The sequence below is a fragment of the Shewanella sp. MBTL60-007 genome, from assembly GCF_019654915.1.
Taxonomy (GTDB): Bacteria; Pseudomonadota; Gammaproteobacteria; order Enterobacterales; family Shewanellaceae; genus Shewanella.
On sequence record NZ_BPET01000050.1, the window covers coordinates 17,634 to 39,988 of the forward strand.

Consider the following 22,355-nt stretch of genomic DNA (forward strand, 5'->3'; position numbering starts at 1 on the left):
ATTCGGAGCTATACATGGCAACTGTAAACCAGTTGGTACGTAAGCCTCGCGCGCCAAAAGTCGATAAGACTAATGTGCCTGCGTTGAATGCGTGTCCACAAAAGCGTGGTGTTTGTACTCGCGTATACACAACCACACCAAAAAAACCAAACTCTGCACTACGTAAAGTAGCTCGTGTGCGTCTAACTAACGGTTTCGAAGTAACTTCGTACATCGGCGGTGAAGGCCACAACCTGCAGGAACACAGCGTAATTCTAATCCGTGGCGGTCGTGTAAAAGACTTACCGGGTGTGCGTTACCACACTGTACGCGGCGCATTAGACTGTGCTGGCGTTAGCGAACGTCGTCAAGGTCGTTCTAAGTACGGTGCTAAGCGTCCTAAGTCTTAACGTTTTCCGTTAAGTAAGGCCAAGCTAGAGATAATCGAGATTCCAGTTTTGGGGTCCCTGAAGCATACGGAGAAATTGTTATGCCAAGACGTCGCGTTGTAGGACAACGTAAAATCCTACCAGATCCAAAGTTCAACAGTGAGTTGCTGGCTAAGTTCATCAACGTCATTATGCAGGACGGCAAAAAGTCGACTGCTGAAAAAATTATTTACAAGGCACTAGATACTGCAGCTGAAAAGAAAGGCGAAGATCAACTAGTAATCCTTGAAGCAGCCCTGGACAACGTACGTCCATCAGTCGAGGTTAAGTCTCGTCGTGTTGGTGGTTCTACTTACCAGGTACCATGTGAAGTTCGTCCAGTGCGTCGTAACGCACTAGCGATGCGCTGGTTAGTTGAAGCTGCACGTAAGCGTGGTGAAAAATCTATGGCTCTACGTCTAGCAGGTGAAATGTTAGACGCATCTGAAAACAAAGGTACTGCTGTTAAGAAGCGCGAAGACGTGCATCGTATGGCAGAGGCAAACAAAGCGTTTGCTCATTACCGCTGGTAATATCTTGGCGTGGGCTTTTGCCCACGCCTTACTTGCATTGCTAACACTCAGGTTTTAGCTAAGAGGGTATAAATCGTGGCTCGTACAACTCCAATTGAGCGCTACCGTAATATCGGTATCTGTGCTCATGTTGACGCTGGTAAAACCACTACTACTGAACGTGTTCTGTTCTATACCGGTATGTCTCATAAGATCGGTGAAGTTCATGATGGCGCTGCTACCATGGACTGGATGGAACAGGAGCAGGAGCGTGGGATTACCATCACCTCAGCCGCAACGACTACTTTCTGGCGCGGAATGGATGCGCAGTTCACTGAACACCGCATTAACATCATCGATACTCCAGGCCACGTTGACTTCACTATTGAAGTAGAACGTTCTTTGCGAGTACTGGATGGTGCAGTCGTTGTTTTCTGTGGCTCATCTGGGGTAGAACCTCAATCTGAGACTGTTTGGCGTCAGGCTGATAAGTATCGTGTGCCGCGCTTAGTGTTCGTCAATAAGATGGACCGCGCAGGTGCAAACTTTGATCGTGTCGTTGAACAGATCCGCAACCGCCTTGGCGCTACTTGTGTACCGATTCAAATGAATATTGGTGCAGAAGAAGACTTCAAGGGCGTCGTCGATTTGATCAAGATGAAAGCAATTAACTGGTCTGAAGATGATCAGGGCATGACTTTCACTTATGAAGCCATTCCAGAGCACCTAACCGATAAAGCCGCAGAAATGCGTGAATATTTGGTAGAGAGTGCTGCTGAAGCTACAGAAGAGCTGATGGAAAAGTACCTAGAAGATGGGGAACTTTCAGAGGACGAGATCAAGAAGGCACTACGTCAGCGTACCTTAAATAACGAAATCGTATTGGCAACCTGTGGTTCTGCATTTAAGAACAAGGGTGTACAAGCGGTTCTCGATGCTGTGGTAGATTTTCTACCATCACCAGTCGAAGTTCCTGCTATTAAGGGCATCGATGAAAACGAAGAAGAGACTGAGCGTCAAGCTGACGACAATGCTCCATTCGCTGCATTGGCATTTAAGATTGCGACAGACCCATTCGTAGGTACCTTAACCTTTATACGTGTTTATTCAGGTGTACTGGAAACAGGTGCAGGCGTTTATAACTCTGTTAAGCAAAAGCGTGAGCGTATTGGTCGTATGGTGCAGATGCACGCTAATGATCGTCAAGAGATTAAGGAAGTACGCGCTGGCGACATCGCTGCTCTAATTGGTCTTAAAGATGTGACTACTGGCGATACTCTGTGTGATTCAGACCATAAAGTAATTCTAGAGCGCATGGAATTCCCAGAGCCTGTAATTACTATCGCCGTTGAGCCAAGAACAAAGGCTGACCAAGATAAGATGGGGATAGCGTTGCAAAAGCTTGCAGCGGAAGATCCATCATTCCGTGTTGAAACTGATGAAGAGTCGGGTCAAACACTGATTTCTGGTATGGGTGAGCTACACTTAGACATCATCGTTGACCGTATGCGTCGCGAGTTTGGTGTTGAGTGTAATGTAGGTAAACCACAAGTTGCATATCGTGAGACTATCCGCAAAGCTGTGGAAGTCGAAGGTAAGTTTGTACGCCAATCGGGTGGTCGAGGTCAATTCGGTCACGTTTGGTTAAAGCTGGAGCCTCAAGAAGAAGGTTTCGGTTACGAATTCGTCAACGAAATCGTTGGTGGTGTTGTTCCGAAGGAATACATCCCAGCAGTTGATAAGGGTATTCAAGAGCAGATGAAGAACGGCGTATTAGCTGGCTTCCCAGTTCTTGACGTAAAAGTCACTTTGTACGATGGTTCATATCATGATGTGGACTCGAACGAAATGGCCTTTAAAGTGGCTGGTTCTATCGGCTTCAAGAAGGGCGCACTAGAAGCAGATCCTTCTTTGCTTGAACCATGTATGAAAGTCGAAGTAACAACCCCTGAAGATTATATGGGAGATGTTGTGGGTGACTTGAACCGTCGTCGTGGCCTTATTGAAGGTATGGATGATGGTATCGCAGGTATTAAACTTGTTCATGCAACAGTACCGTTATCTGAAATGTTCGGTTATGCAACCGATTTGCGTAGTGCAACTCAGGGGCGTGCTTCTTACTCCATGGAGTTTTTGAAGTATGCTGATGCACCGCAAAATGTTACTAAAGCAATAATAGAGGCTAGAGGCTAAACAGTTTCGCTCTATTGTTGATATACTTAATTGCTATTGCTCGGTTTTGAGCCGAGCATTTTCTGAAAAGAAAGGAATATATCGTGGCTAAAGAAAAATTTGAACGCGTAAAACCGCACGTTAACGTTGGTACTATCGGACACGTTGACCATGGTAAAACTACTCTAACTGCAGCTATCTCTTCTGTATTAACGAAGGCATACGGCGGTACTAAGCGTGATTTCGCTCAGATCGATAACGCTCCAGAAGAGCGTGAGCGCGGTATTACAATTAATACTTCTCACATCGAATATGACACTCCAACTCGTCACTACGCACACGTAGACTGTCCAGGTCACGCGGATTATGTTAAGAACATGATCACTGGTGCTGCACAGATGGACGGCGCAATCCTAGTAGTAGCTTCTACAGACGGCCCAATGCCACAAACTCGTGAGCACATCCTACTTTCACGTCAGGTTGGTGTTCCATTCATCATCGTATTCATGAACAAATGTGACATGGTTGACGATGAAGAACTACTAGAACTAGTAGAAATGGAAGTTCGTGAACTTCTATCTGAGTACGAATTCCCAGGTGATGACCTACCAGTTATCCAAGGTTCTGCTCTTAAAGCTCTTGAAGGCGAGCCAGAGTGGGAAGCTAAGATCCTAGAACTAGCTGAAGCTCTAGACACTTACATTCCAGAGCCAGAGCGTGCTATCGATGGTGCTTTCATTCTACCAATCGAAGACGTATTCTCAATCTCAGGCCGTGGTACAGTAGTAACAGGTCGTGTTGAGCGCGGTATCATCAAAGTTGGTGAAGAAGTAGAAATCGTTGGTATCAAAGATACTACTAAGACTACTTGTACTGGTGTTGAAATGTTCCGTAAGCTGCTTGACGAAGGTCGTGCAGGTGAGAACTGTGGTGTACTACTACGTGGTACTAAGCGTGATGAAGTTGAGCGTGGTCAAGTACTTGCTGCTCCAGGTTCAATCAACCCACACACTACTTTTGAATCAGAAGTATACGTTCTTTCAAAAGAAGAAGGTGGACGTCACACTCCATTCTTCAAAGGCTACCGTCCACAGTTCTACTTCCGTACAACTGACGTAACTGGTACTATCGAACTACCAGAAGGCGTAGAAATGGTTATGCCTGGTGACAACATCAAGATGGTTGTTACTCTAATCTGCCCAATCGCGATGGACGAAGGTCTACGTTTCGCTATCCGTGAAGGTGGCCGTACAGTTGGTGCTGGTGTTGTAGCTAAGATCATTGCTTAATAGCAACGAGTCTTAACTCAATATTGAAAAGGGCAGCTTAGGCTGCCTTTTTTATTGCCTAAACAAAAGTGGGCTGGGGGCTAGCAATCCCGATCGGACTGTGTATAATGACGCCACTTTGTGAAAGCCAGTCAATTTGACGGTATTTCAAACAATGGGGTTGATCTCAGAGTTGAAATCAGTATAATAACCCCTCGCCTTAACCATTAGGCGATTTAATTGGTCTGCCTTCGGGTTTGACGTAAAAAAAACAGCGACTCCGATTGTGAGTCGAACGGCTAAATCATTTCACTCTGCTATTTTCTATAGGGAAACAGCTAGAGGGTGATTTTTTTGTGTACATTTTAGGAGCTCTGGTCAATGCAGAACCAAAGAATCCGTATCCGCTTGAAAGGATTTGATCATCGTTTGATTGATCAGTCTACTGCGGAAATCGTTGAAACTGCTAAGCGTACCGGCGCGCAGGTTCGTGGTCCAATTCCACTACCAACGCGTAAAGAACGTTATACCATTTTGACTTCTCCACACGTTAATAAAGATGCACGTGATCAGTACGAACTACGTACTCACAAGCGTCTTGTTGACATCGTAGAGCCGACTGAGAAGACTGTAGACGCACTTATGCGTTTAGATCTTGCGGCTGGTGTTGACGTTCAGATTAGCTTGGGTTAATTGAGATCCTTAGAAGAGGTTTGAGAGATGGCTATCGGTCTTATCGGTCGTAAAGTAGGTATGACTCGCATCTTCAATGAAGATGGCGCGTCGGTACCTGTAACAGTAATTGAAATTGCTGCTAACCGCGTAACCCAAGTGAGAACTTTGGATACAGATGGTTACCGTGCACTTCAAGTTACTACTGGTACCAAAAAAGCTAATCGCATCACTAAACCAGAAGCAGGTCACTTTGCTAAGGCTGGCGTTGAAGCTGGTCGCGGTTTGTGGGAAATGCGTTTGGCAGATGGTGAAGGCGAGGGCATCGAAGTTGGTGCTGAGCTTAATGTAGATATCTTCGCTGACGTAGCGAAAGTTGATGTTACTGGTCAATCAAAAGGTAAGGGCTTCCAAGGCGGTATTAAGCGTTGGAATTTCCGTACTCAAGATGCAACACACGGTAACTCACTGGCACATAGAGCTAACGGTTCTATTGGTCAAAACCAAACACCTGGTCGCGTTTTCAAAGGTAAGAAAATGTCTGGCCACATGGGTGCAGAGCGCGTTACTACTCAAAATCTAGACGTTGTACGTGTAGATGCTGAACGTAACCTGCTATTGGTTAAGGGTGCAGTTCCAGGCGCTACTAATGGCGACCTGATCATCAAACCAGCTGTTAAAGCTTAAGGTCTGAGGAGATAGTAATGGAATTGGTATTGAAAGACGCACAGAGTGCTCTTGAAGTTTCCGAAGCTACCTTTGGCCGTGACTTTAATGAAGCACTGGTTCATCAGGTAGTTGTAGCTTACGCTGCAAACGCGCGTCAGGGCACTCGTGCTCAAAAGACTCGCGCAGAAGTAACTGGCTCTGGCAAGAAGCCATGGCGCCAAAAAGGTACTGGCCGTGCACGTGCTGGTACTGTTAAAGGCCCAATCTGGCGTGGCGGTGGCGTAACATTCGCTGCTAAAACACAAGATCACAGCCAAAAAGTTAACAAGAAGATGTACCGCGGAGCGCTGAAAAGCATTTTCTCTGAATTGGTACGTCAAGACCGTCTTGTTGTTGTTGAGTCATTTGGTGTTGAAGCTCCTAAAACTAAAGAGCTGAAAGCTAAACTAAACGAAATGCAACTAGAAGACGTATTGATTGTTACTCCAGAAGTTGACGAGAACTTGTTCTTAGCTGCTCGCAACCTGTACAAAGTTGACGTACGTGACGTTGCTGGTATCGACCCAGTAAGTCTAATCGCTTTCAACAAAGTACTTGTTACTGCTGAAGCTATTAAGCAAATCGAGGAGATGCTGGGATGATAAGCCAAGAACGTTTGCTAAAAGTTATTCTTGCACCACACATCTCTGAAAAGAGCACTGTGAATGCAGAGAATAACAACACGGTAGTTTTCCGTGTAGCTATCGATGCAACTAAAGCTGAAATTAAAGCTGCAGTAGCACAGCTATTTGAAGTTGAAGTTGATACAGTTCGTACTTTGGTTAACAAAGGCAAAACTAAGCGTCACGGTGCCCGTACTGGCCGTCGTAGCGATTGGAAAAAAGCTTACGTTACCTTAGCTGCTGGTGCTGACATCGATTTCGTCGGCGGCGCTGAGTAAGCATTAGGAGAATTATCATGGCAGTTATTAAGTGTAAGCCAACCTCTCCAGGTCGTCGCCACGTAGTTAAAGTGGTGAACAGCGATTTGCATAAAGGTAAACCTTTTGCAGGCCTGTTGGCGAAAAAATCAAAAAGTGGTGGCCGTAACAATACTGGTCGTATCACTGTCCGCCACGTTGGTGGTGGTCATAAGCAACATTATCGTCTAATCGACTTTAAGCGTAACAAAGACGGTATCCCTGCGAAGGTTGAGCGTTTGGAATATGATCCAAACCGTACTGCTAACATCGCATTGGTACTATACGCTGACGGTGAGCGTCGTTATATCCTTGCTGCTAAAGGCATGCAAGCTGGTGATAAGATCCAGTCTGGTATCGATGCAGAGATCAAGAGCGGTAACGCATTGCCTCTACGTAACATCCCTGTGGGTAGCGTAGTGCACGCAGTCGAAATGAAGCCTGGTAAAGGTGCTCAGATCGCGCGTTCAGCTGGTGCTTATGTACAAGTTATTGCTCGTGACGGCGAATACGCCACTCTACGTCTTCGCTCTGGCGAAATGCGTAAAGTGCCGGTTGATTGCCGCGCGACATTGGGTGAAGTTGGTAATGCCGAGCATATGCTACGCCAGTTAGGTAAAGCAGGTGCTAAGCGCTGGAGAGGCGTACGCCCAACAGTTCGTGGTGTTGCAATGAACCCAGTAGATCACCCACATGGTGGTGGTGAAGGCCGTACTTCTGGTGGCCGTCATCCTGTATCACCTTGGGGTATGCCAACTAAGGGTTATAAGACTCGTAGTAACAAACGCACCGACAAGTACATTGTACGTCGTCGCAATAAAAAGTAAGAGGATTCGCCATGCCACGTTCTCTCAAGAAAGGTCCATTCATTGACCTACACTTGCTGAAGAAGGTAGAGAAAGCGATGGAAGCTGGAGACAAGAAGCCTATCAAGACTTGGTCTCGCCGCTCTATGATCATTCCTAACATGATTGGAATGACCATCGCTGTCCATAATGGTCGTCAGCACGTACCTGTGTTCGTAACTGACGAAATGATCGGCCACAAGCTTGGTGAATTTTCACCAACTCGCACTTATCGCGGCCATGCTGCAGATAAGAAAGCGAAGAAGCGTTAATACGGGAGACATAAGATGGAAGTTTTAGCTAAACATCGTTTTGCCCGTACGTCGCCTCAAAAGTGTCGTTTGGTTGCAGATCAAATCCGTGGACTGCCTGTTGCTAAGGCTCTCGAAATTCTAACTTTCAGCCCTAAAAAGGCTGCAGTACTTGTTAAGAAAGTACTGGACTCTGCAATCGCTAATGCTGAGCACAACGAAGGTGCTGACATTGACGAACTAAGAGTTGGAGCGATTATGATCGATGAAGGTCCAACTATGAAGCGTATCATGCCACGTGCTAAAGGCCGTGCTGATCGCATAATCAAGCGTACCAGCCACATTACTGTGGTTGTATCAGATCGCTAGGAGTTAGCAATGGGACAGAAAGTACATCCTAATGGTATCCGTCTGGGTATCACTAAGCCTTGGATCTCGACCTGGTACGCTGACAAGTCAGACTATGCCAATAACTTGAGCAGTGACTGGGAAGTGCGTAAGTTTCTAGAACAGAAACTTAAGCAAGCATCAGTTTCTAAGATTGTTATCGAGCGTCCAGCTAAGAGTGTTCGCGTTACTATTCACACTGCCCGTCCAGGTGTTGTGATTGGTAAGAAAGGTGAAGACGTTGAAAAGCTACGCAACGCAGTTGCAAAGCTGACTGGTATTCCAGCTCAAATCAACATCGCTGAAATCCGTAAGCCAGAGCTAGATGCTAAGCTTGTTGCCGATGGCATCGCTTCGCAACTAGAGCGTCGTGTTATGTTCCGTCGTGCTATGAAGCGCGCAGTTCAAAACGCAATGCGTCTTGGTGCTAAGGGTATCAAAGTTGAAGTGAGCGGCCGTCTAGGCGGCGCTGAGATTGCGCGTTCAGAGTGGTATCGTGAAGGTCGTGTACCTTTGCATACACTGCGTGCTGATATCGACTATTCTACTTCTGAGAGTCACACTCAATACGGTGTGATTGGCGTTAAAGTTTGGGTCTTCAAAGGCGAAGTTCTAGACGGCGTTCTACCTCAGCACGAAGAGCCGAAACAGCAGCCGAAGCGTAAGCCTCGCGGTAAATAGGAGAGCTGGCAATGCTGCAACCAAAAAGAATGAAGTTTCGCAAAATGTTCAAGGGCCGCAACCGCGGTCTAGCGAACGGCACTGAAGTTAGCTTCGGTGAATTCGGTTTGAAAGCTGTTGGACGTGGTCGTCTAACTGCTCGTCAAATCGAAGCTGCGCGTCGTGCTATGACACGTCACATTAAACGTCAAGGTCAGATCTGGATCCGCGTATTCCCTGACAAGCCAATTACTTCTAAGCCTCTTGAAGTGCGTATGGGTAAAGGTAAGGGTAACGTTGAATACTGGGTTTGCCAGATTCAACCAGGTAAGGTTCTTTATGAGATGAACGGTGTATCTGAGGAGTTAGCTCGTGAAGCTTTCGCCCTAGCTGCAGCTAAACTACCTCTAAAGACTACCTTCGTAACTAAGACGGTGATGTAATGAAAGCGAGCGAACTAACAGAAAAGAGCGTTGAAGAATTGAACGCTGAACTGCTTGGTCTGCTGCGTGAGCAGTTTAATCTGCGTATGCAACACGCCACTGGTCAGTTGACTCAGACTCATCAGCTTAAAATCGTGCGTCGCAACATTGCGCGCGTTAAGACCATTATTACTTCTAAGGCGGGTGCATAATGTCTGATAATATCCGTACTTTGCAAGGTCGAGTACTTAGCGACAAGATGGACAAGTCTATCACTGTAGCTATTGAACGTAAGGTAAAACACCCTTTATACGGTAAGTTTATCAAGCGTACTACTAAGATCCATGCTCATGACGAACAAAATCAGTGTAATGCTGGCGATATCGTGACTATTCGCGAATGCCGTCCGCTGTCTAAGACTAAGTCTTGGACTCTGGTTGAAGTAGTAACAAAAGCCTAAGTTTTTTAGGTATTTAGTTAAGCGGCTCCAGAAATTGGAGCCGTTTATATTTTTAGTACTATCTATTCCTGTTTTTAGGTGTTACACTTGCGCGCCATTTTTGACTAAATTAAAGTCGGAAATAGGGTAAAATGTAGCCCCATAGTGGGAATGTGAAGTAACGATAGCGGAGCACTTAAAATGATCCAAATGCAATCGACTCTAGAAGTCGCCTGTAACAGTGGCGCTCGTAGAGTTCAGTGTATTAAGGTCTTGGGTGGCTCTCATCGTCGTTATGCCGGTATCGGCGACATCATCAAGGTTTCTGTTAAAGAAGCTATTCCTCGCGGTAAAGCGAAGAAAGGTGATGTATATAACGCGGTGGTAGTCCGTACTAAGAAAGGCGTACGTCGTCCAGACGGTTCTGTCATTCGCTTCGATCGGAATGCAGCGGTATTGCTAAACGCAAACCTTGCACCGATTGGTACTCGTATCTTTGGACCAGTGACACGTGAATTGCGTACAGAGCAGTTTATGAAGATTGTCTCATTGGCACCAGAAGTACTGTAAGGAGCTTCAAAATGGCAGCTAAAATACGTCGTCAAGACGAAGTAATTGTACTAGCAGGTAAAGACAAGGGTAAACGCGGTAAGGTTTCTCAAGTTCTACCAACTGGTAAATTAATTGTTGAAGGTATCAACCTTGTTAAGAAGCACCAAAAGCCAAACCCACAATTGGGCGTAGCTGGCGGTATTGTTGAGCAAGAAGCACCTTTACAAGCATCAAACGTAGCGATTTTCAACTCTGCCACTGGCAAAGCAGATCGCGTTGGTTTCCGATTTGAAGACGGTAAAAAAGTCCGTTTCTTTAAGTCGAACAGTGAACTCGTTAAGTAATTTGGAGTAAACGATGGCGAAACTGCATGATAAATACAAAGAGACTGTTAGTCCTGAACTTGCTAAAAAGTTCGGTTTTACCAGTGTCATGCAAGTCCCTCGGATTGAAAAGATCACCCTTAATATGGGTGTTGGCGAAGCAGTAGCAGATAAGAAAGTTATGGAGCACGCGCTTCGTGACATGACTGCTATCGCTGGTCAAAAGCCAGTAGTGACTGTAGCTCGTAAGTCAGTTGCTGGTTTCAAAATCCGTGAAGGCTACCCAATCGGCTGTAAGGTTACACTGCGCGGTGAGCGTATGTGGGAATTCTTAGAGCGTTTAGTTGATATCGCGATCCCTCGTATTCGTGACTTCCGTGGTTTGAGCGCTAAGTCGTTCGACGGCCGTGGTAACTATGCGATGGGCGTACGTGAGCAGATTATCTTCCCAGAGATCCAATACGATAAAATCGATAAGATCCGCGGTATGGATATCGTAATCACTACTACTGCGAAGAATGACGAAGAAGGCCGAGCTCTGCTCGAAGGCTTTAACTTCCCATTCAAGAAATAAGGGTAGCGTAATGGCAAAAAGTTCAATGAAAGCACGTGAAGCAAAACGTGCACAGCTCGTGGCTAAGTTCGCTGAAAAGCGCGCTGCACTTAAAGCTATCATTAGCAGTCCAGCTTCTTCTGACGAAGATCGTTGGGATGCAGTACTTAAGTTACAAGCTCTACCACGTGACTCTAGCGCAGCGCGTCAGCGTAATCGTTGTAGTCAAACTGGTCGCCCACATGGTTTCCTACGTAAGTTCGGCCTTAGCCGTATCAAGTTACGTGAAGCAACTATGCGCGGTGAAGTTCCTGGTCTTCGCAAGGCCAGCTGGTAAGCACTTGTCACGGAGTAAGCTAATATGAGCATGCAAGATCCTATTGCGGATATGTTAACACGTATTCGTAACGGCCAAGCTGCTAAACACGTATCTGTGAAGATGCCGTCTGCTAAGCTAAAAATCGCTATCGCGAAAATGCTTAAAGAAGAAGGTTATATCACTGACTACGCCGTAGCAGATGAAGCCAAGCCTGAGTTGGAAATTACTCTTAAGTATTTCCAAGGGCAACCAGTCGTTGAGACTATCCAGCGCGTTAGCCGTCCAGGTCTTCGTATTTACAAAGGTAAAAACGAACTTCCTAAGGTTATGGGCGGTCTGGGTATCGCAATTGTGTCCACTTCTAAAGGTTTGATGACTGATCGTACTGCCCGCCAAAATGGCATGGGTGGGGAAGTTATCTGCTACGTAGCATAAGGAGCTAGCAATGTCTCGTGTCGCAAAAGCACCAGTCGCTATCCCTGCAGGCGTAGAAGTGACTTTAAACGAACAAACTATCACCGTAAAAGGTGCTAAAGGTAGTTTGACTCGAGTTATTAACAATGCGGTTAGTCTTGTTGTTGAAGGCAGCGAAATCAAGTTTGGTCCAGTTGAAGGCGTTGTTAACGCTTGGGCTCAAGCTGGTACAGCTCGCGCACTAGTAAACAATATGGTTATCGGTGTATCAGAAGGCTTTGAGAAGAAGCTTCAGTTAATTGGTGTTGGTTACCGTGCAAAAGTTGCTGGTAACGGCGTTGATTTGACTTTAGGTTTCTCACATCCTTTAGTACACGAACTACCCGCTGGCGTAACAGCAGAATGTCCTAGCCAAACTGAAATCGTACTTAAGGGTACTGATAAGCAGTTAATTGGTCAGGTTGCTGCTGAGATTCGTGGCTACCGTCCACCAGAGCCTTACAAAGGTAAAGGTGTTCGCTATGCTGATGAACAAGTACGCCGTAAAGAGGCTAAGAAGAAGTAGGTAACGCGATATGGATAAGAAAACATCTCGCTTACGCCGCGCACTACGCGCCCGTAAGAAGATCCAAGAGCTGGGCGTTAACCGTCTGGTTGTACATCGTACACCACGTCACACTTACGCTCAGGTAATTAGTCCTGAAAACGTAGTGTTGGCGGCAGCTTCTACTGCTGAAAAAGCGGTATCAGAGCAGCTAAAGTACACAGGTAACGTAGATGCAGCTAAAGTAGTGGGTAAAACCGTTGCTGAGCGCGCTATCGAAAAAGGCGTAGCTGTAGTTGCATTCGATCGTTCCGGCTTCAAGTATCACGGCCGCGTTGCTGCATTAGCAGACGCTGCTCGTGAAGCTGGCCTCAAGTTCTAAGGAATGATGAAAAATGGCTAAATTTGAAGCTCAACAGCAAAAAGACGATCTGCAAGAGAAATTAGTTGCAGTAAATCGTGTTTCTAAAGTAGTTAAAGGCGGACGTATCTTTAGCTTCACTGCACTAACAGTAGTGGGTGATGGTAACGGTAAAGTTGGCTATGGCTATGGTAAAGCGCGTGAAGTACCAGCAGCAATTCAGAAAGCAATGGAAAAGGCTCGCCGTAACATTGTTTCTGTAGAATTGAGCAATGGTACTTTGCACCACCCTGTAAAGGGTCGTCACACTGGTTCTCGTGTTTACATGCAGCCAGCCTCTGACGGTACCGGTATTATTGCCGGTGGCGCAATGCGTGCCGTATTGGAAGTAGCAGGCGTTCATAACGTTCTGTCAAAAGCATACGGTTCTACTAACCCGATCAACATCGTACGCGCAACTGTAGATGCGTTGGTGAACATGAAGTCACCATCACAAATCGCAGCTAAGCGTGGCCTGAATGTTGATGAAATTCGAGGTTAATGCACCATGGCTACTAAAACACTTAAAGTAACTCAGACCAAGAGTTCAATCGGTCGCTTACCAAAGCACCGTGCGACTTTGACTGGTCTAGGTCTACGCCGCATTAATCACACTGTTGAACTAGAAGATACTCCTTCAGTTCGCGGTATGATTAACAAGGTTTACTACATGGTAAAGGTGGAGGATTAATCAATGAAATTGAATACTCTATCACCAGCTGCAGGTGCAAAATCAGCAGCTAAGCGTGTAGGTCGCGGTATCGGTTCAGGCCTAGGTAAAACTGCAGGTCGTGGTCACAAAGGTCAGAAGTCTCGTTCTGGCGGCGGTGTTCGCGTAGGTTTCGAGGGTGGTCAAATGCCACTTAAGATCCGTCTACCTAAGTTCGGTTTTACTTCACGCACTGCGTTGGTATCAGCTGAAATTCGCGTTGGCGAACTAGCTAAAGTTAACGGTGATGTTATCGACCTAAATGCGCTGAAAGATGCGAATCTAGTTACTCGCAACATACAGTTTGCTAAAATCGTTCTTTCAGGTACCATTGAGCGCCCAGTGACCGTAAAAGGTCTTAAGGTAACCAAAGGTGCACGTGCAGCTATTGAAGCTGCCGGTGGCAAGATCGAGGAATAATACGTCGATGGCAAAACCAGGACTTGATTTAAAAAGCGCGAAGGGCGGTTTATCAGAATTGAAAACCCGCCTCCTGTTCGTGATTGGTGCAATTATCGTCTTTAGAGCCGGTTCGTTTGTACCAATTCCTGGTATTGACGCTGCTGTACTAGCAGAGCTGTTTAATCAGCAAAAGGGGACCATCCTAGGCATGTTTAACATGTTCTCTGGTGGTGCCCTTGAACGTGCCTCTATCTTTGCATTAGGTATCATGCCGTATATTTCGGCATCGATTATTATGCAGTTGTTGACTGTGGTTCATCCTGCACTTGCTGAATTGAAAAAAGAAGGCGAGTCAGGAAGAAAGAAGATCAGTCAATATACTCGATACGGCACATTGGTCCTGGGTACATTCCAGGCAATCGGTATCGCAACAGGTTTACCAAACTTGGTTCCAGGGTTAGTTGTTAACTTAGGATTCAGTTTCTACTTCGTTGCTGTAGTGAGCTTAGTGACGGGAACAATGTTCCTAATGTGGCTAGGTGAGCAAATTACCGAAAGAGGCATAGGTAACGGTATCTCGATTCTTATTTTCGCAGGTATTGTTGCTGGTCTGCCATCTGCTATCGGTCAAACGGCCGAGCAGGCGCGTCAAGGCGACTTGAATGTACTAGTATTGTTGTTGCTGGCAGTGATTGTTTTCGCTGTCACTTATTTTGTGGTATTCGTTGAGCGTGGACAACGTCGTATCGTTGTTAACTATGCAAAGCGTCAGCAAGGCCGTAAGGTATTTGCAGCGCAGAGCACTCATTTACCACTAAAGCTGAATATGGCTGGTGTTATCCCGCCTATTTTTGCGTCCAGCATCATTTTGTTCCCAGGCACACTGGCTCAGTGGTTTGGTCAAAATGAGTCCATGTCATGGTTAAGTGATTTTTCACTAGCTGTGTCACCAGGACAACCGCTGTACTCATTGCTATATGCAACAGCGATTATTTTCTTCTGTTTCTTCTATACTGCGTTGGTGTTTAACCCTCGCGAAACAGCAGACAACCTGAAGAAGAGTGGTGCGTTCATTCCCGGGATTCGTCCTGGAGAACAGACTTCGCGTTACATTGATAAAGTTATGACTCGCCTGACACTAGCTGGTGCGTTATATATTACCTTTATCTGCTTAATTCCGGAGTTCATGTTAATTGCGTGGAAAGTACAGTTCTATTTTGGCGGTACTTCACTACTAATTATGGTAGTCGTAATCATGGACTTCATGGCTCAGGTTCAGACCCATATGATGTCTCATCAGTATGAGTCTGTAATGAAGAAAGCTAACTTAGTAAACAAAGCGAACTTAGATCGCTTTGGTCGCTAAGATAGTAATCTCGGAGTGTTGAAATGAAAGTTCGAGCTTCCGTGAAGAAGATCTGCCGTAACTGCAAGATCGTAAAGCGTAGTGGCGTTGTACGTGTGATTTGTGTTGAACCTAAACACAAACAGCGTCAAGGCTAAAAAAATTGACCAGCCCAGTCCGGGCTGGTCAAAATATTATTTGCTAAATTGTCGTCTGTCGAGTATCCTACCGGGCTTTTCACAGATGACCTTTAACTTAAGGAGTGCATAGTGGCCCGTATCGCTGGCATTAACATTCCTGATCAAAAGCATACAGTCATTGCATTGACTGCTATCTACGGCATCGGTCGTACTCGCGCACAAGCTATTTGCGCGGCTACTTCAATTGCTGAAGATGCTAAGATCAAGGAATTGAGCGAAGCTCAAATCGATAGTCTACGCGAAGAAGTTGCCAACTACATTGTAGAAGGTGATTTACGTCGTGAAGTTTCCATGAACATCAAGCGTCTTATGGACCTTGGTTGTTACCGTGGCCTTCGCCATCGTCGTAGCCTTCCCCTTCGTGGGCAACGTACTAAGACCAATGCGCGTACGCGTAAAGGTCCACGTAAACCAATTAGAAAGTAACGGGGTAATCCAAAATGGCTAAAGTTCCGTCACGTTCTCCGCGTAAGCGTGTACGTAAACAGGTTGCTGATGGTATGGCGCATATCCATGCGTCTTTCAACAACACAATTATTACCATTACAGATCGTCAAGGTAACGCACTATCTTGGGCAACTTCTGGTGGTTCAGGTTTCCGTGGTTCACGTAAATCTACCCCATTTGCTGCACAGGTTGCTGCTGAGCGTGCAGGTGTTGCTGCTCAGGACTACGGTGTTAAAAACCTAGAAGTTTTTGTGAAGGGTCCAGGTCCAGGACGCGAATCAGCGATTCGTGCACTAAACTCGGTTGGTTACAAGATAACTAACATTACCGATGTGACGCCTATCCCTCATAATGGTTGTCGTCCTCCTAAGAAACGTCGCGTTTAATTCGTCGTTTTTAATAGGATAGTTGGAGAAAGAACATGGCAAGATACTTGGGTCCAAAGCTCAAGCTTACCCGCAGAGAAGGTACTGACCTTTTCCTAAAGAGCGGAGTGAGAGCAATCGATTCGAAGTGTAAGCTTGAAACTGCACCTGGACAACACGGCGCTCGTAAGACCCGTTTGTCTGAGTATGGTGTTCAGCTACGCGAGAAACAAAAAGTTCGTCGTATTTATGGTGTGCTAGAAAAGCAATTCCGTAACTACTACAAAGATGCTGCACGTACTAAAGGTAACACTGGTGAAAACCTACTTACTCTTTTAGAAACCCGTCTTGATAACGTAGTTTATCGCATGGGCTTTGGTGCAACACGCGCTGAATCACGTCAGCTAGTTAGCCATAAGTCAATTATGGTTAATGGTAGCGTCGTTAACATTCCATCATTCAAAGTGTCTGCGAATGATGTAGTGAGCGTTCGTGAAAAGTCACGCACTCAAGCTCGTATTAAAGCGGCTTTAGAAGTGTCGGCTCAACGCGAAAAGCCAACATGGGTTGAAGTTGACAACACTAAGATGGAAGGTGCTTTCAAGCGTATTCCTGAGCGTAGTGATTTGTCTGCGGATATTAACGAACAGCTGATCGTCGAACTTTACTCTAAGTAAGGTTAAAACAAAAGAGAGGACACAATGCAGGGTTCTGTTACAGAATTTCTTAAACCGCGTCTCGTTGATATCGAGCAGGTTAATCCAACACGTGCCAAGGTTACACTGGAGCCGCTAGAGCGTGGTTTTGGTCACACTCTAGGTAACGCGTTGCGTCGTATCCTATTGTCGTCTATGCCAGGCTGCGCGGTTACCGAAGTAGAGATTGATGGTGTACTGCATGAATACAGTAGCAAGGAAGGCGTGCAAGAAGATATCCTAGAGATACTACTAAACCTTAAAGGTCTAGCGGTAGTTATCGAAGGGAAAGACGAAGCTATGCTTACACTAAGTAAGTCAGGCGCAGGCCCTGTTACTGCAGCAGATATCACGCATGATGGTGATGTTACTATCATGAATCCTGACCATGTTATCTGTCATTTGACGGGTAACAATGATGTCAGCATGCGTATCCGCGTAGAGCGTGGTCGTGGTTATGTACCGGCTTCTGCCCGTGCACAAACCGAAGACGATGATCGCCCTATCGGCCGTTTGTTGGTTGACTCTTCGTTCTCGCCAGTTGCTCGCATTGCATACAATGTAGAAGCTGCTCGTGTTGAACAGCGTACAGACTTAGACAAACTCGTTATCGATATGACCACTAACGGTACTATTGATCCTGAGGAAGCTATCCGTCGTTCAGCGACCATCCTAGCCGAACAGCTAGATGCGTTTGTTGAGTTACGTGATGTGACTGAGACTGCACCAGTAGAAGAGAAGCCGGAGTTCGATCCGATTCTGTTGCGTCCTGTCGACGATTTAGAGCTAACTGTACGTTCAGCCAACTGTTTGAAGGCTGAAGCGATTCATTACATCGGCGATCTGGTACAACGCACTGAAGTTGAGCTGCTTAAGACTCCTAACTTAGGTAAGAAATCTCTTACTGAAATTAAGGACGTGTTAGCTTCTCGCGGACTGTCGTTAGGTATGCGTCTGGAAAACTGGCCTCCAGCTAGTTTAGCAGACGACCTTTAAGTCCAGATTAGTACAGATATAGGTAATAAGGATTAGGTCATGCGCCATCGTAAGAGTGGTCGTCAACTGAACCGTAACAGCAGTCATCGCCAAGCTATGTTCCGTAACATGGCTTGCTCAATAGTTCGTCACGAAGTGATTAAAACTACTGTTGCTAAAGCGAAAGAACTGCGTCGCGTAGTTGAACCTCTGATAACACTTGCTAAGAGTGATAGTGTAGCAAACCGCCGTTTGGCATTTGCACGTACTCGCGACGCTGAAGTCGTAGGTAAGTTATTTACTGAATTGGGTCCACGTTTCCAGGAACGTCCTGGTGGATATACCCGTATTCTTAAGTGCGGTCTACGTACTGGTGACAAAGCGCCAATGGCGTATATTGAACTAGTAGGTCGTCCAGAAGCAGCAGTAGCTGTTGAAGACACTGCAGAGTAAATAAGTCTTAGTTTTAAAAGGCCGAACATATGTTCGGCCTTTTTTATGCCTAAAATTCACCTATTGCACCAGTTGCAACTATTCTCTAACTGTTCGTTCGAGGCTAGGCAATCCTCTAGTTGTTCATCATCCTTCTCGTTAGTCCCAACTACAGACACGGCTTAACCCTATCCCTTAGTCGTCGCCTCAGTGCCTAGGTAAGTCGATTTTATGCAGTGGTACAACTAGGTTCGCTCATCCCACAAGTCATCCCGCTTTCACTGGATTAACCTTGTGCCGACTTATTAATTGGCTAAATTGCTCAACATAAAGGTGCTGGGGCAAGAAGCTTTAGGTTGCTGTTGCGCTCGAGCTACAGAGCATTTTCGCTTTAACGGAGGTTGGTATAGCTTAGTTTTAAGAGTTGAGTTAGAACTCATTTTGCTAAGGCTCATTAGATAGTTGCCGTTATATGGCTCTGGAGAGGCGTTGCTTGCTTCTACACCTGCTTTAGTTGATTGGTCAAGGGGGAGGGAAATAGGATTCAGCAGGGTTGGTTGTGAATTAAAGCCAGTATTAATCGTAGAGTGACGAATAGCTGTTTGTATAGCCTTTAAACGCGTTAGAAGCTGCTGGTTAGGCACAAGTTGAGAAATGAGTGTAATGATGGCGCAGTTTAAGAAAATGAGCGTAGAGCTCCATTCTTGCGCTTAGAGTGCGCGTCGTTCAACGCTATAACGCTATTATCGGTAACAGAAACAATTTCTGAACTGTCTATCTGTTTGGGCTGAGGCTTCAATGGAAAAGCCTAAAGGTATTCTGAGGTAGGCTGTGGGTCTTGATTTAAGCTAAGCGAGCTGTGAATACAAAAAAGCCTTCTATTACGAAGGCTTTTTAGAAGATTGGATCTGGACTAATTTAGTAACCGCCTGATTTTTGCTCTTCGTTATAGTCTAGTTTTTCGTGTGACTTACCCATAGCTTCAGCAACTTCAGGAGGCATGTAGTTTTCATCATGCTTAGCTAGAACTTCAGTAGCTTCTAGTTTGCCTGACTCAATCAGTACACCTTGAGCAACAATACCTTGTCCTTCGCGGAAAAGATCTGGCAATAGGTCGTCATAAGTTACGATGATCTCGCCGCCTGCAGCATCGTGTACAGCGAATTCAACATGAAGACTGTTAGGATCGCGGATCATTGAACCTACAGTCACCATGCCACCAACACGAATACGTTGGCCAATCTCTGGCATTACGCCAGTATCTTTTTTGCCTTGTACAATCTCTGTAGGAGTAAAGAACAAGTTTAAGTTAGAGTTCAACGCATATAGCAGCAAAGAAGCGATAGCTGCGACACCACCAATGAGGGCTATAGCAAGGGTAAGGCGTTTCTTTCGTCTTGGGTTCACTATTTGTTACTCCGAGTTTCTTTAAGGCGTTCTTCGCGTTGGATCTTCTTAGCGATCTCTACTAACACCTTACGTTTCTGTCTAGCGCTAAGGACAACTAAGGTTCCTAGCGAAAAAAAGGTTACACCATAAGCTAGCCATACATAAAATCCGTAGCCGCCCATGTTGATAAATTCACTTATTGAGTCGAACTGCATTATTTGACCCCCTCTGCCTTCGCAAGTTCACGAACCCATGGACGCATGCCATTTCGTGCTAAAATTTCTGATCTAAATCTCACTAATGTAATCGCGCCAATCATTAACCCGAAGCCCATGATGTTTATCAGTAATGGATATAGCATCTCGGTAGGCATTGATGACTTTTCAGTGATCTTAATCGTTGATGGCTGGTGTAGTGAACTCCACCAATCAACTGAGTACTTAATAATCGGAATGTTAATTACACCAACGATTGCCAAAATACCTGCTGCGCGAGCGGCAAGGACTTTATCTTCAAACGATGCGTATAAAGAGATAACGCCTAAGTATAAAAATAGGAGCACTAGCTCAGAAGTTAGGCGTGCATCCCAAACCCACCAAGTTCCCCACATTGGCTTACCCCAAGTCGCACCAGTAATTAATGCGATAAAGGTAATTACTGCACCAATTGGTGCAATAGCCGCCGCTGCCCAATCAGCAGATTTAATCTGCCAAACAAGGCCGATAAAAGATGACGTTGCCATCGCCATGTAGGCCGCCATTGACATAGAAGCTGCTGGAACATGGATAAAGATAATTCGGTAGCTGTCACCTTGTTGATAATCCGTAGGAGCAAAAACTAAGCCCCAGACTGTACCAAGTCCAATAAACGAGATGGCAAGCATGGCAAACCAAGGTAGTAGGGTGCCTGAGAGTTTGTAGGCGCGTTCAGGATCCGCGTATGGATGTAACCATTTCCACATTTTAGTTAGTACTCACTCGTAAGGATGCACCAATTGCAAAAGGTGCTAATGTTAATGAACCGACCAACATGGCGCCGATAATAGCGAGTTGGCCATCATAGGGTAAATTCATACCAGCAGCATCAATAGCGCTGGTAGCGAAAATCAATACAGGAATATACAAAGGCAGAATAAGCAAGCTTAATAATACGCCACCTTTACGTAATCCAACTGTCAACGCTACACCTATTGCACCTAATAGGCTCAGTACCGGAGTACCAAGAGTTAGTGTTGCGATTAATGCTCCGTAGCTATTGCTATCTAAATGTAATAGCACAGCTAATAAAGGTGCCACTAAAATTAGCGGTACGCCAGTCAAAATCCAATGTGCTAATACTTTAGCCAACACCATTAGGGGTAATGGTTGTGGGCTTAGTAACATTTGCTCAAGGCTACCGTCGGCATAGTCGGCCTTAAACAAACGTTCAAGAGACAGCATGGATGCCAATAGTGCCGCAACCCAGATAATACCTGGTGCAACACGGGTTAATACTTGTGGCTCGGGGCCAATACCCAGTGGGAATAGTGTCACCACGAGGACAAAAAACAATAGCGGATTAAAAATATCACCGCGATGACGCACAGCAATTTGCAGATCGCGCTTTAGTAGCGTGCTAAAAGCCTTGGTATAACTGATACCTTTTTTCATTGCCAAACCTTATACGAAGCGATAATCGAGACGAATTTTACGTAAGATATCATCACCAATCACACCCATGTCTTGGTGTGTGGTTAATATTACGCAACCACCTCGCTTTGCATGGGCTAAAAATAGGTGCTCAAGCTCTTCTACGCCTTTCTTATCGATCGCTGTAAAAGGCTCATCGAGAAGCCAGATTTTACAGTTTGTATGCCATAGCCGAGCAAGCGCTGTTCGTCTATGCTGACCCGCTGACAAGTGTCCTGCTAGCGCTTCTTCGAAACCTGAGAGATTTACTTTTGCAAGGATCTCACGGGCATCGAAGTCATCATACCCACTGATCCTTAAATTGAAGTTAAGATTTTCCTCTGCCGTTAACTCGCTTTTAACACCTGCAAGGTGACCAAGATACAATAACGCGTCATTGTACTCGTCACGACAACGATTAATGTCTTCACCCTTGAAGCTGATGTGTCCGGCATAGGGACGAGATAAACCAGCAATAATCCGCAAAAGACTTGTTTTGCCTGCGCCGTTCGGGCCTTCGATTTGGACGATTTCACCTTCGGATATTTCGAAGCTAAGCTCGTCAAATAAAATGCGTTCTTCTCTGATGCAGGTTAAGTTATTAGCTGATACCAGTGTTGTTGCTTTTGATTTTTCTACCACTGAGCCCTCTATATCAAGCTGTATGAAAACACAAGAGATACTAACACATACGCTTTCAAGCGTTTAGTCTTGCTTGTCGCGAAGTGTCAGCAATTTGATGTAGTTCGAATATTGTGTATTTTCTATGAACTTTTTAAACATTTGCTAATATATTAACCTTTTTGCGAACTATGTCTTGTGAAAACTCCTTTCACGCGATTAATATCACAAAAAGATGCCATTTGTTGAACTTTGTAGTAACCTAGCGGGGTTATAACAAGTCTGCCGAAAATTTGAGGGCAGCGTGAGCTTTGTTAGAATTTGCATTAGGAAAGTATAAG

Annotated in this window: 37 protein-coding genes; 32 read left to right on the plus strand and 5 right to left on the minus strand. The window is 45.5% G+C overall.

Features of this window, described 5'->3' with window-relative positions:
* Positions 1-14 precede the first annotated feature (14 nt).
* The 32 genes from rpsL (at position 15) to rplQ (ending at position 18,358) form a co-directional block, all read left to right on the plus strand.
* Positions 15-389, plus strand: a complete 375-nt coding sequence (gene rpsL / locus K5Q92_RS17580; protein ID WP_012327264.1) for a 30S ribosomal protein S12 — start codon at positions 15-17, stop codon at positions 387-389.
* Positions 390-469: 80 nt separating this feature from the next.
* Complete coding sequence (gene rpsG / locus K5Q92_RS17585) at positions 470-940, plus strand: 30S ribosomal protein S7 (protein WP_202723806.1); 471 nt, start codon at positions 470-472, stop codon at positions 938-940.
* A 75-nt stretch (positions 941-1,015) separates the two neighbouring features.
* Entirely contained in the window at positions 1,016-3,112 is a 2,097-nt protein-coding gene (gene fusA, locus K5Q92_RS17590) for an elongation factor G (protein WP_220770212.1), read from the plus strand.
* An 83-nt stretch (positions 3,113-3,195) separates the two neighbouring features.
* Positions 3,196-4,380, plus strand: a complete 1,185-nt coding sequence (tuf, locus tag K5Q92_RS17595) for an elongation factor Tu (RefSeq protein WP_220770205.1) — start codon at positions 3,196-3,198, stop codon at positions 4,378-4,380.
* 360 nt (positions 4,381-4,740) lie between these two features.
* On the plus strand, positions 4,741-5,052 hold the full coding sequence (gene rpsJ / locus K5Q92_RS17600; RefSeq protein WP_005503530.1) for a 30S ribosomal protein S10: 312 nt from the start codon (positions 4,741-4,743) through the stop codon (positions 5,050-5,052).
* Positions 5,053-5,079: 27 nt separating this feature from the next.
* A complete protein-coding gene (gene rplC, locus K5Q92_RS17605) occupies positions 5,080-5,718 on the plus strand; it encodes a 50S ribosomal protein L3 (RefSeq protein WP_220770213.1) in 639 nt (212 codons plus the stop codon).
* Between the two features lie 17 nt (positions 5,719-5,735).
* The gene (gene rplD / locus K5Q92_RS17610) at positions 5,736-6,341 is read left to right on the plus strand and encodes a 50S ribosomal protein L4 (RefSeq protein ID WP_028767974.1); all 606 of its coding nucleotides are present in this window, start codon (positions 5,736-5,738) and stop codon (positions 6,339-6,341) included.
* Positions 6,338-6,640, plus strand: coding sequence for a 50S ribosomal protein L23 (gene rplW, locus K5Q92_RS17615; protein ID WP_220770214.1), 303 nt, complete (start codon positions 6,338-6,340; stop codon positions 6,638-6,640). The genes rplD and rplW overlap by 4 nt, the downstream gene beginning before the upstream one ends.
* Positions 6,641-6,657: 17 nt before the next feature.
* Positions 6,658-7,485: a 50S ribosomal protein L2 gene (gene rplB / locus K5Q92_RS17620; protein WP_220770215.1), complete on the plus strand. Its 828-nt coding sequence runs from the start codon at positions 6,658-6,660 to the stop codon at positions 7,483-7,485.
* Between the two features lie 11 nt (positions 7,486-7,496).
* Positions 7,497-7,775, plus strand: a complete 279-nt coding sequence (rpsS, locus tag K5Q92_RS17625; protein ID WP_011863970.1) for a 30S ribosomal protein S19 — start codon at positions 7,497-7,499, stop codon at positions 7,773-7,775.
* A gap of 15 nt (positions 7,776-7,790) precedes the next feature.
* The gene (gene rplV / locus K5Q92_RS17630) at positions 7,791-8,123 is read left to right on the plus strand and encodes a 50S ribosomal protein L22 (protein WP_012144645.1); all 333 of its coding nucleotides are present in this window, start codon (positions 7,791-7,793) and stop codon (positions 8,121-8,123) included.
* Between the two features lie 9 nt (positions 8,124-8,132).
* Positions 8,133-8,822, plus strand: a complete 690-nt coding sequence (rpsC, locus tag K5Q92_RS17635; RefSeq protein WP_202723800.1) for a 30S ribosomal protein S3 — start codon at positions 8,133-8,135, stop codon at positions 8,820-8,822.
* An 11-nt stretch (positions 8,823-8,833) separates the two neighbouring features.
* A complete protein-coding gene (rplP, locus tag K5Q92_RS17640; RefSeq protein ID WP_220739654.1) occupies positions 8,834-9,244 on the plus strand; it encodes a 50S ribosomal protein L16 in 411 nt (136 codons plus the stop codon).
* On the plus strand, positions 9,244-9,435 hold the full coding sequence (gene rpmC, locus K5Q92_RS17645) for a 50S ribosomal protein L29 (RefSeq protein WP_012144642.1): 192 nt from the start codon (positions 9,244-9,246) through the stop codon (positions 9,433-9,435). Before rplP ends, rpmC begins: the two co-directional genes overlap by 1 nt.
* On the plus strand, positions 9,435-9,683 hold the full coding sequence (gene rpsQ, locus K5Q92_RS17650; protein WP_220770216.1) for a 30S ribosomal protein S17: 249 nt from the start codon (positions 9,435-9,437) through the stop codon (positions 9,681-9,683). Before rpmC ends, rpsQ begins: the two co-directional genes overlap by 1 nt.
* 180 nt (positions 9,684-9,863) lie before the next feature.
* Positions 9,864-10,232 carry a 50S ribosomal protein L14 gene (rplN, locus tag K5Q92_RS17655; RefSeq protein WP_025823474.1) on the plus strand — a complete coding sequence of 123 codons (369 nt, stop codon included), beginning with the start codon at positions 9,864-9,866 and terminating at the stop codon, positions 10,230-10,232.
* A gap of 11 nt (positions 10,233-10,243) precedes the next feature.
* Positions 10,244-10,558, plus strand: a complete 315-nt coding sequence (gene rplX / locus K5Q92_RS17660; protein ID WP_028767968.1) for a 50S ribosomal protein L24 — start codon at positions 10,244-10,246, stop codon at positions 10,556-10,558.
* Between the two features lie 13 nt (positions 10,559-10,571).
* A complete protein-coding gene (rplE, locus tag K5Q92_RS17665) occupies positions 10,572-11,111 on the plus strand; it encodes a 50S ribosomal protein L5 (RefSeq protein ID WP_202723798.1) in 540 nt (179 codons plus the stop codon).
* Positions 11,112-11,121: 10 nt separating this feature from the next.
* A complete protein-coding gene (gene rpsN / locus K5Q92_RS17670; protein WP_202723797.1) occupies positions 11,122-11,427 on the plus strand; it encodes a 30S ribosomal protein S14 in 306 nt (101 codons plus the stop codon).
* Between the two features lie 24 nt (positions 11,428-11,451).
* The gene (rpsH, locus tag K5Q92_RS17675; protein WP_220770217.1) at positions 11,452-11,844 is read left to right on the plus strand and encodes a 30S ribosomal protein S8; all 393 of its coding nucleotides are present in this window, start codon (positions 11,452-11,454) and stop codon (positions 11,842-11,844) included.
* Between the two features lie 10 nt (positions 11,845-11,854).
* Positions 11,855-12,388, plus strand: coding sequence for a 50S ribosomal protein L6 (gene rplF / locus K5Q92_RS17680; protein ID WP_220770218.1), 534 nt, complete (start codon positions 11,855-11,857; stop codon positions 12,386-12,388).
* A gap of 10 nt (positions 12,389-12,398) precedes the next feature.
* Positions 12,399-12,749, plus strand: coding sequence for a 50S ribosomal protein L18 (gene rplR / locus K5Q92_RS17685; protein WP_202287025.1), 351 nt, complete (start codon positions 12,399-12,401; stop codon positions 12,747-12,749).
* 13 nt (positions 12,750-12,762) lie between these two features.
* Complete coding sequence (rpsE, locus tag K5Q92_RS17690) at positions 12,763-13,269, plus strand: 30S ribosomal protein S5 (RefSeq protein WP_220770219.1); 507 nt, start codon at positions 12,763-12,765, stop codon at positions 13,267-13,269.
* 6 nt (positions 13,270-13,275) lie between these two features.
* Entirely contained in the window at positions 13,276-13,458 is a 183-nt protein-coding gene (gene rpmD, locus K5Q92_RS17695; protein ID WP_220770220.1) for a 50S ribosomal protein L30, read from the plus strand.
* A 3-nt stretch (positions 13,459-13,461) separates the two neighbouring features.
* Positions 13,462-13,896 (plus strand): 50S ribosomal protein L15, encoded by a 435-nt coding sequence (rplO, locus tag K5Q92_RS17700; RefSeq protein ID WP_028767961.1) that lies wholly within the window; start codon positions 13,462-13,464, stop codon positions 13,894-13,896.
* 7 nt (positions 13,897-13,903) lie between these two features.
* A complete protein-coding gene (gene secY / locus K5Q92_RS17705; protein WP_012279168.1) occupies positions 13,904-15,244 on the plus strand; it encodes a preprotein translocase subunit SecY in 1,341 nt (446 codons plus the stop codon).
* Positions 15,245-15,267: 23 nt separating this feature from the next.
* Positions 15,268-15,381: a 50S ribosomal protein L36 gene (gene rpmJ / locus K5Q92_RS17710; protein ID WP_006083579.1), complete on the plus strand. Its 114-nt coding sequence runs from the start codon at positions 15,268-15,270 to the stop codon at positions 15,379-15,381.
* 111 nt (positions 15,382-15,492) lie between these two features.
* Positions 15,493-15,849 (plus strand): 30S ribosomal protein S13, encoded by a 357-nt coding sequence (rpsM, locus tag K5Q92_RS17715; protein ID WP_028767960.1) that lies wholly within the window; start codon positions 15,493-15,495, stop codon positions 15,847-15,849.
* Positions 15,850-15,863: 14 nt separating this feature from the next.
* The gene (gene rpsK, locus K5Q92_RS17720; RefSeq protein WP_012144629.1) at positions 15,864-16,256 is read left to right on the plus strand and encodes a 30S ribosomal protein S11; all 393 of its coding nucleotides are present in this window, start codon (positions 15,864-15,866) and stop codon (positions 16,254-16,256) included.
* Positions 16,257-16,291: 35 nt separating this feature from the next.
* A complete protein-coding gene (rpsD, locus tag K5Q92_RS17725) occupies positions 16,292-16,912 on the plus strand; it encodes a 30S ribosomal protein S4 (protein WP_220770221.1) in 621 nt (206 codons plus the stop codon).
* Between the two features lie 24 nt (positions 16,913-16,936).
* Complete coding sequence (locus K5Q92_RS17730) at positions 16,937-17,926, plus strand: DNA-directed RNA polymerase subunit alpha (protein ID WP_028767958.1); 990 nt, start codon at positions 16,937-16,939, stop codon at positions 17,924-17,926.
* Positions 17,927-17,965: 39 nt separating this feature from the next.
* Positions 17,966-18,358 carry a 50S ribosomal protein L17 gene (rplQ, locus tag K5Q92_RS17735; RefSeq protein WP_028767957.1) on the plus strand — a complete coding sequence of 131 codons (393 nt, stop codon included), beginning with the start codon at positions 17,966-17,968 and terminating at the stop codon, positions 18,356-18,358.
* An 897-nt stretch (positions 18,359-19,255) separates the two neighbouring features.
* On the opposite strand, the gene ccmE is transcribed toward rplQ, so the two are convergent.
* From ccmE to ccmA, 5 genes are read right to left on the minus strand one after another with little or no spacing between them, the layout of a single operon-like run.
* A complete protein-coding gene (gene ccmE, locus K5Q92_RS17740) occupies positions 19,256-19,744 on the minus strand; it encodes a cytochrome c maturation protein CcmE (RefSeq protein WP_220770222.1) in 489 nt (162 codons plus the stop codon).
* The gene (ccmD, locus tag K5Q92_RS17745) at positions 19,744-19,941 is read right to left on the minus strand and encodes a heme exporter protein CcmD (RefSeq protein ID WP_220770223.1); all 198 of its coding nucleotides are present in this window, start codon (positions 19,939-19,941) and stop codon (positions 19,744-19,746) included. Before ccmD ends, ccmE begins: the two co-directional genes overlap by 1 nt.
* Positions 19,941-20,687, minus strand: coding sequence for a heme ABC transporter permease CcmC (gene ccmC, locus K5Q92_RS17750; protein WP_220770224.1), 747 nt, complete (start codon positions 20,685-20,687; stop codon positions 19,941-19,943). The genes ccmD and ccmC overlap by 1 nt, the downstream gene beginning before the upstream one ends.
* Position 20,688: 1 nt before the next feature.
* Positions 20,689-21,375 (minus strand): heme exporter protein CcmB, encoded by a 687-nt coding sequence (gene ccmB / locus K5Q92_RS17755; protein WP_220770225.1) that lies wholly within the window; start codon positions 21,373-21,375, stop codon positions 20,689-20,691.
* 9 nt (positions 21,376-21,384) lie between these two features.
* Positions 21,385-22,035 carry a cytochrome c biogenesis heme-transporting ATPase CcmA gene (ccmA, locus tag K5Q92_RS17760; RefSeq protein ID WP_220770226.1) on the minus strand — a complete coding sequence of 217 codons (651 nt, stop codon included), beginning with the start codon at positions 22,033-22,035 and terminating at the stop codon, positions 21,385-21,387.
* Positions 22,036-22,355: the final 320 nt, after the last annotated feature.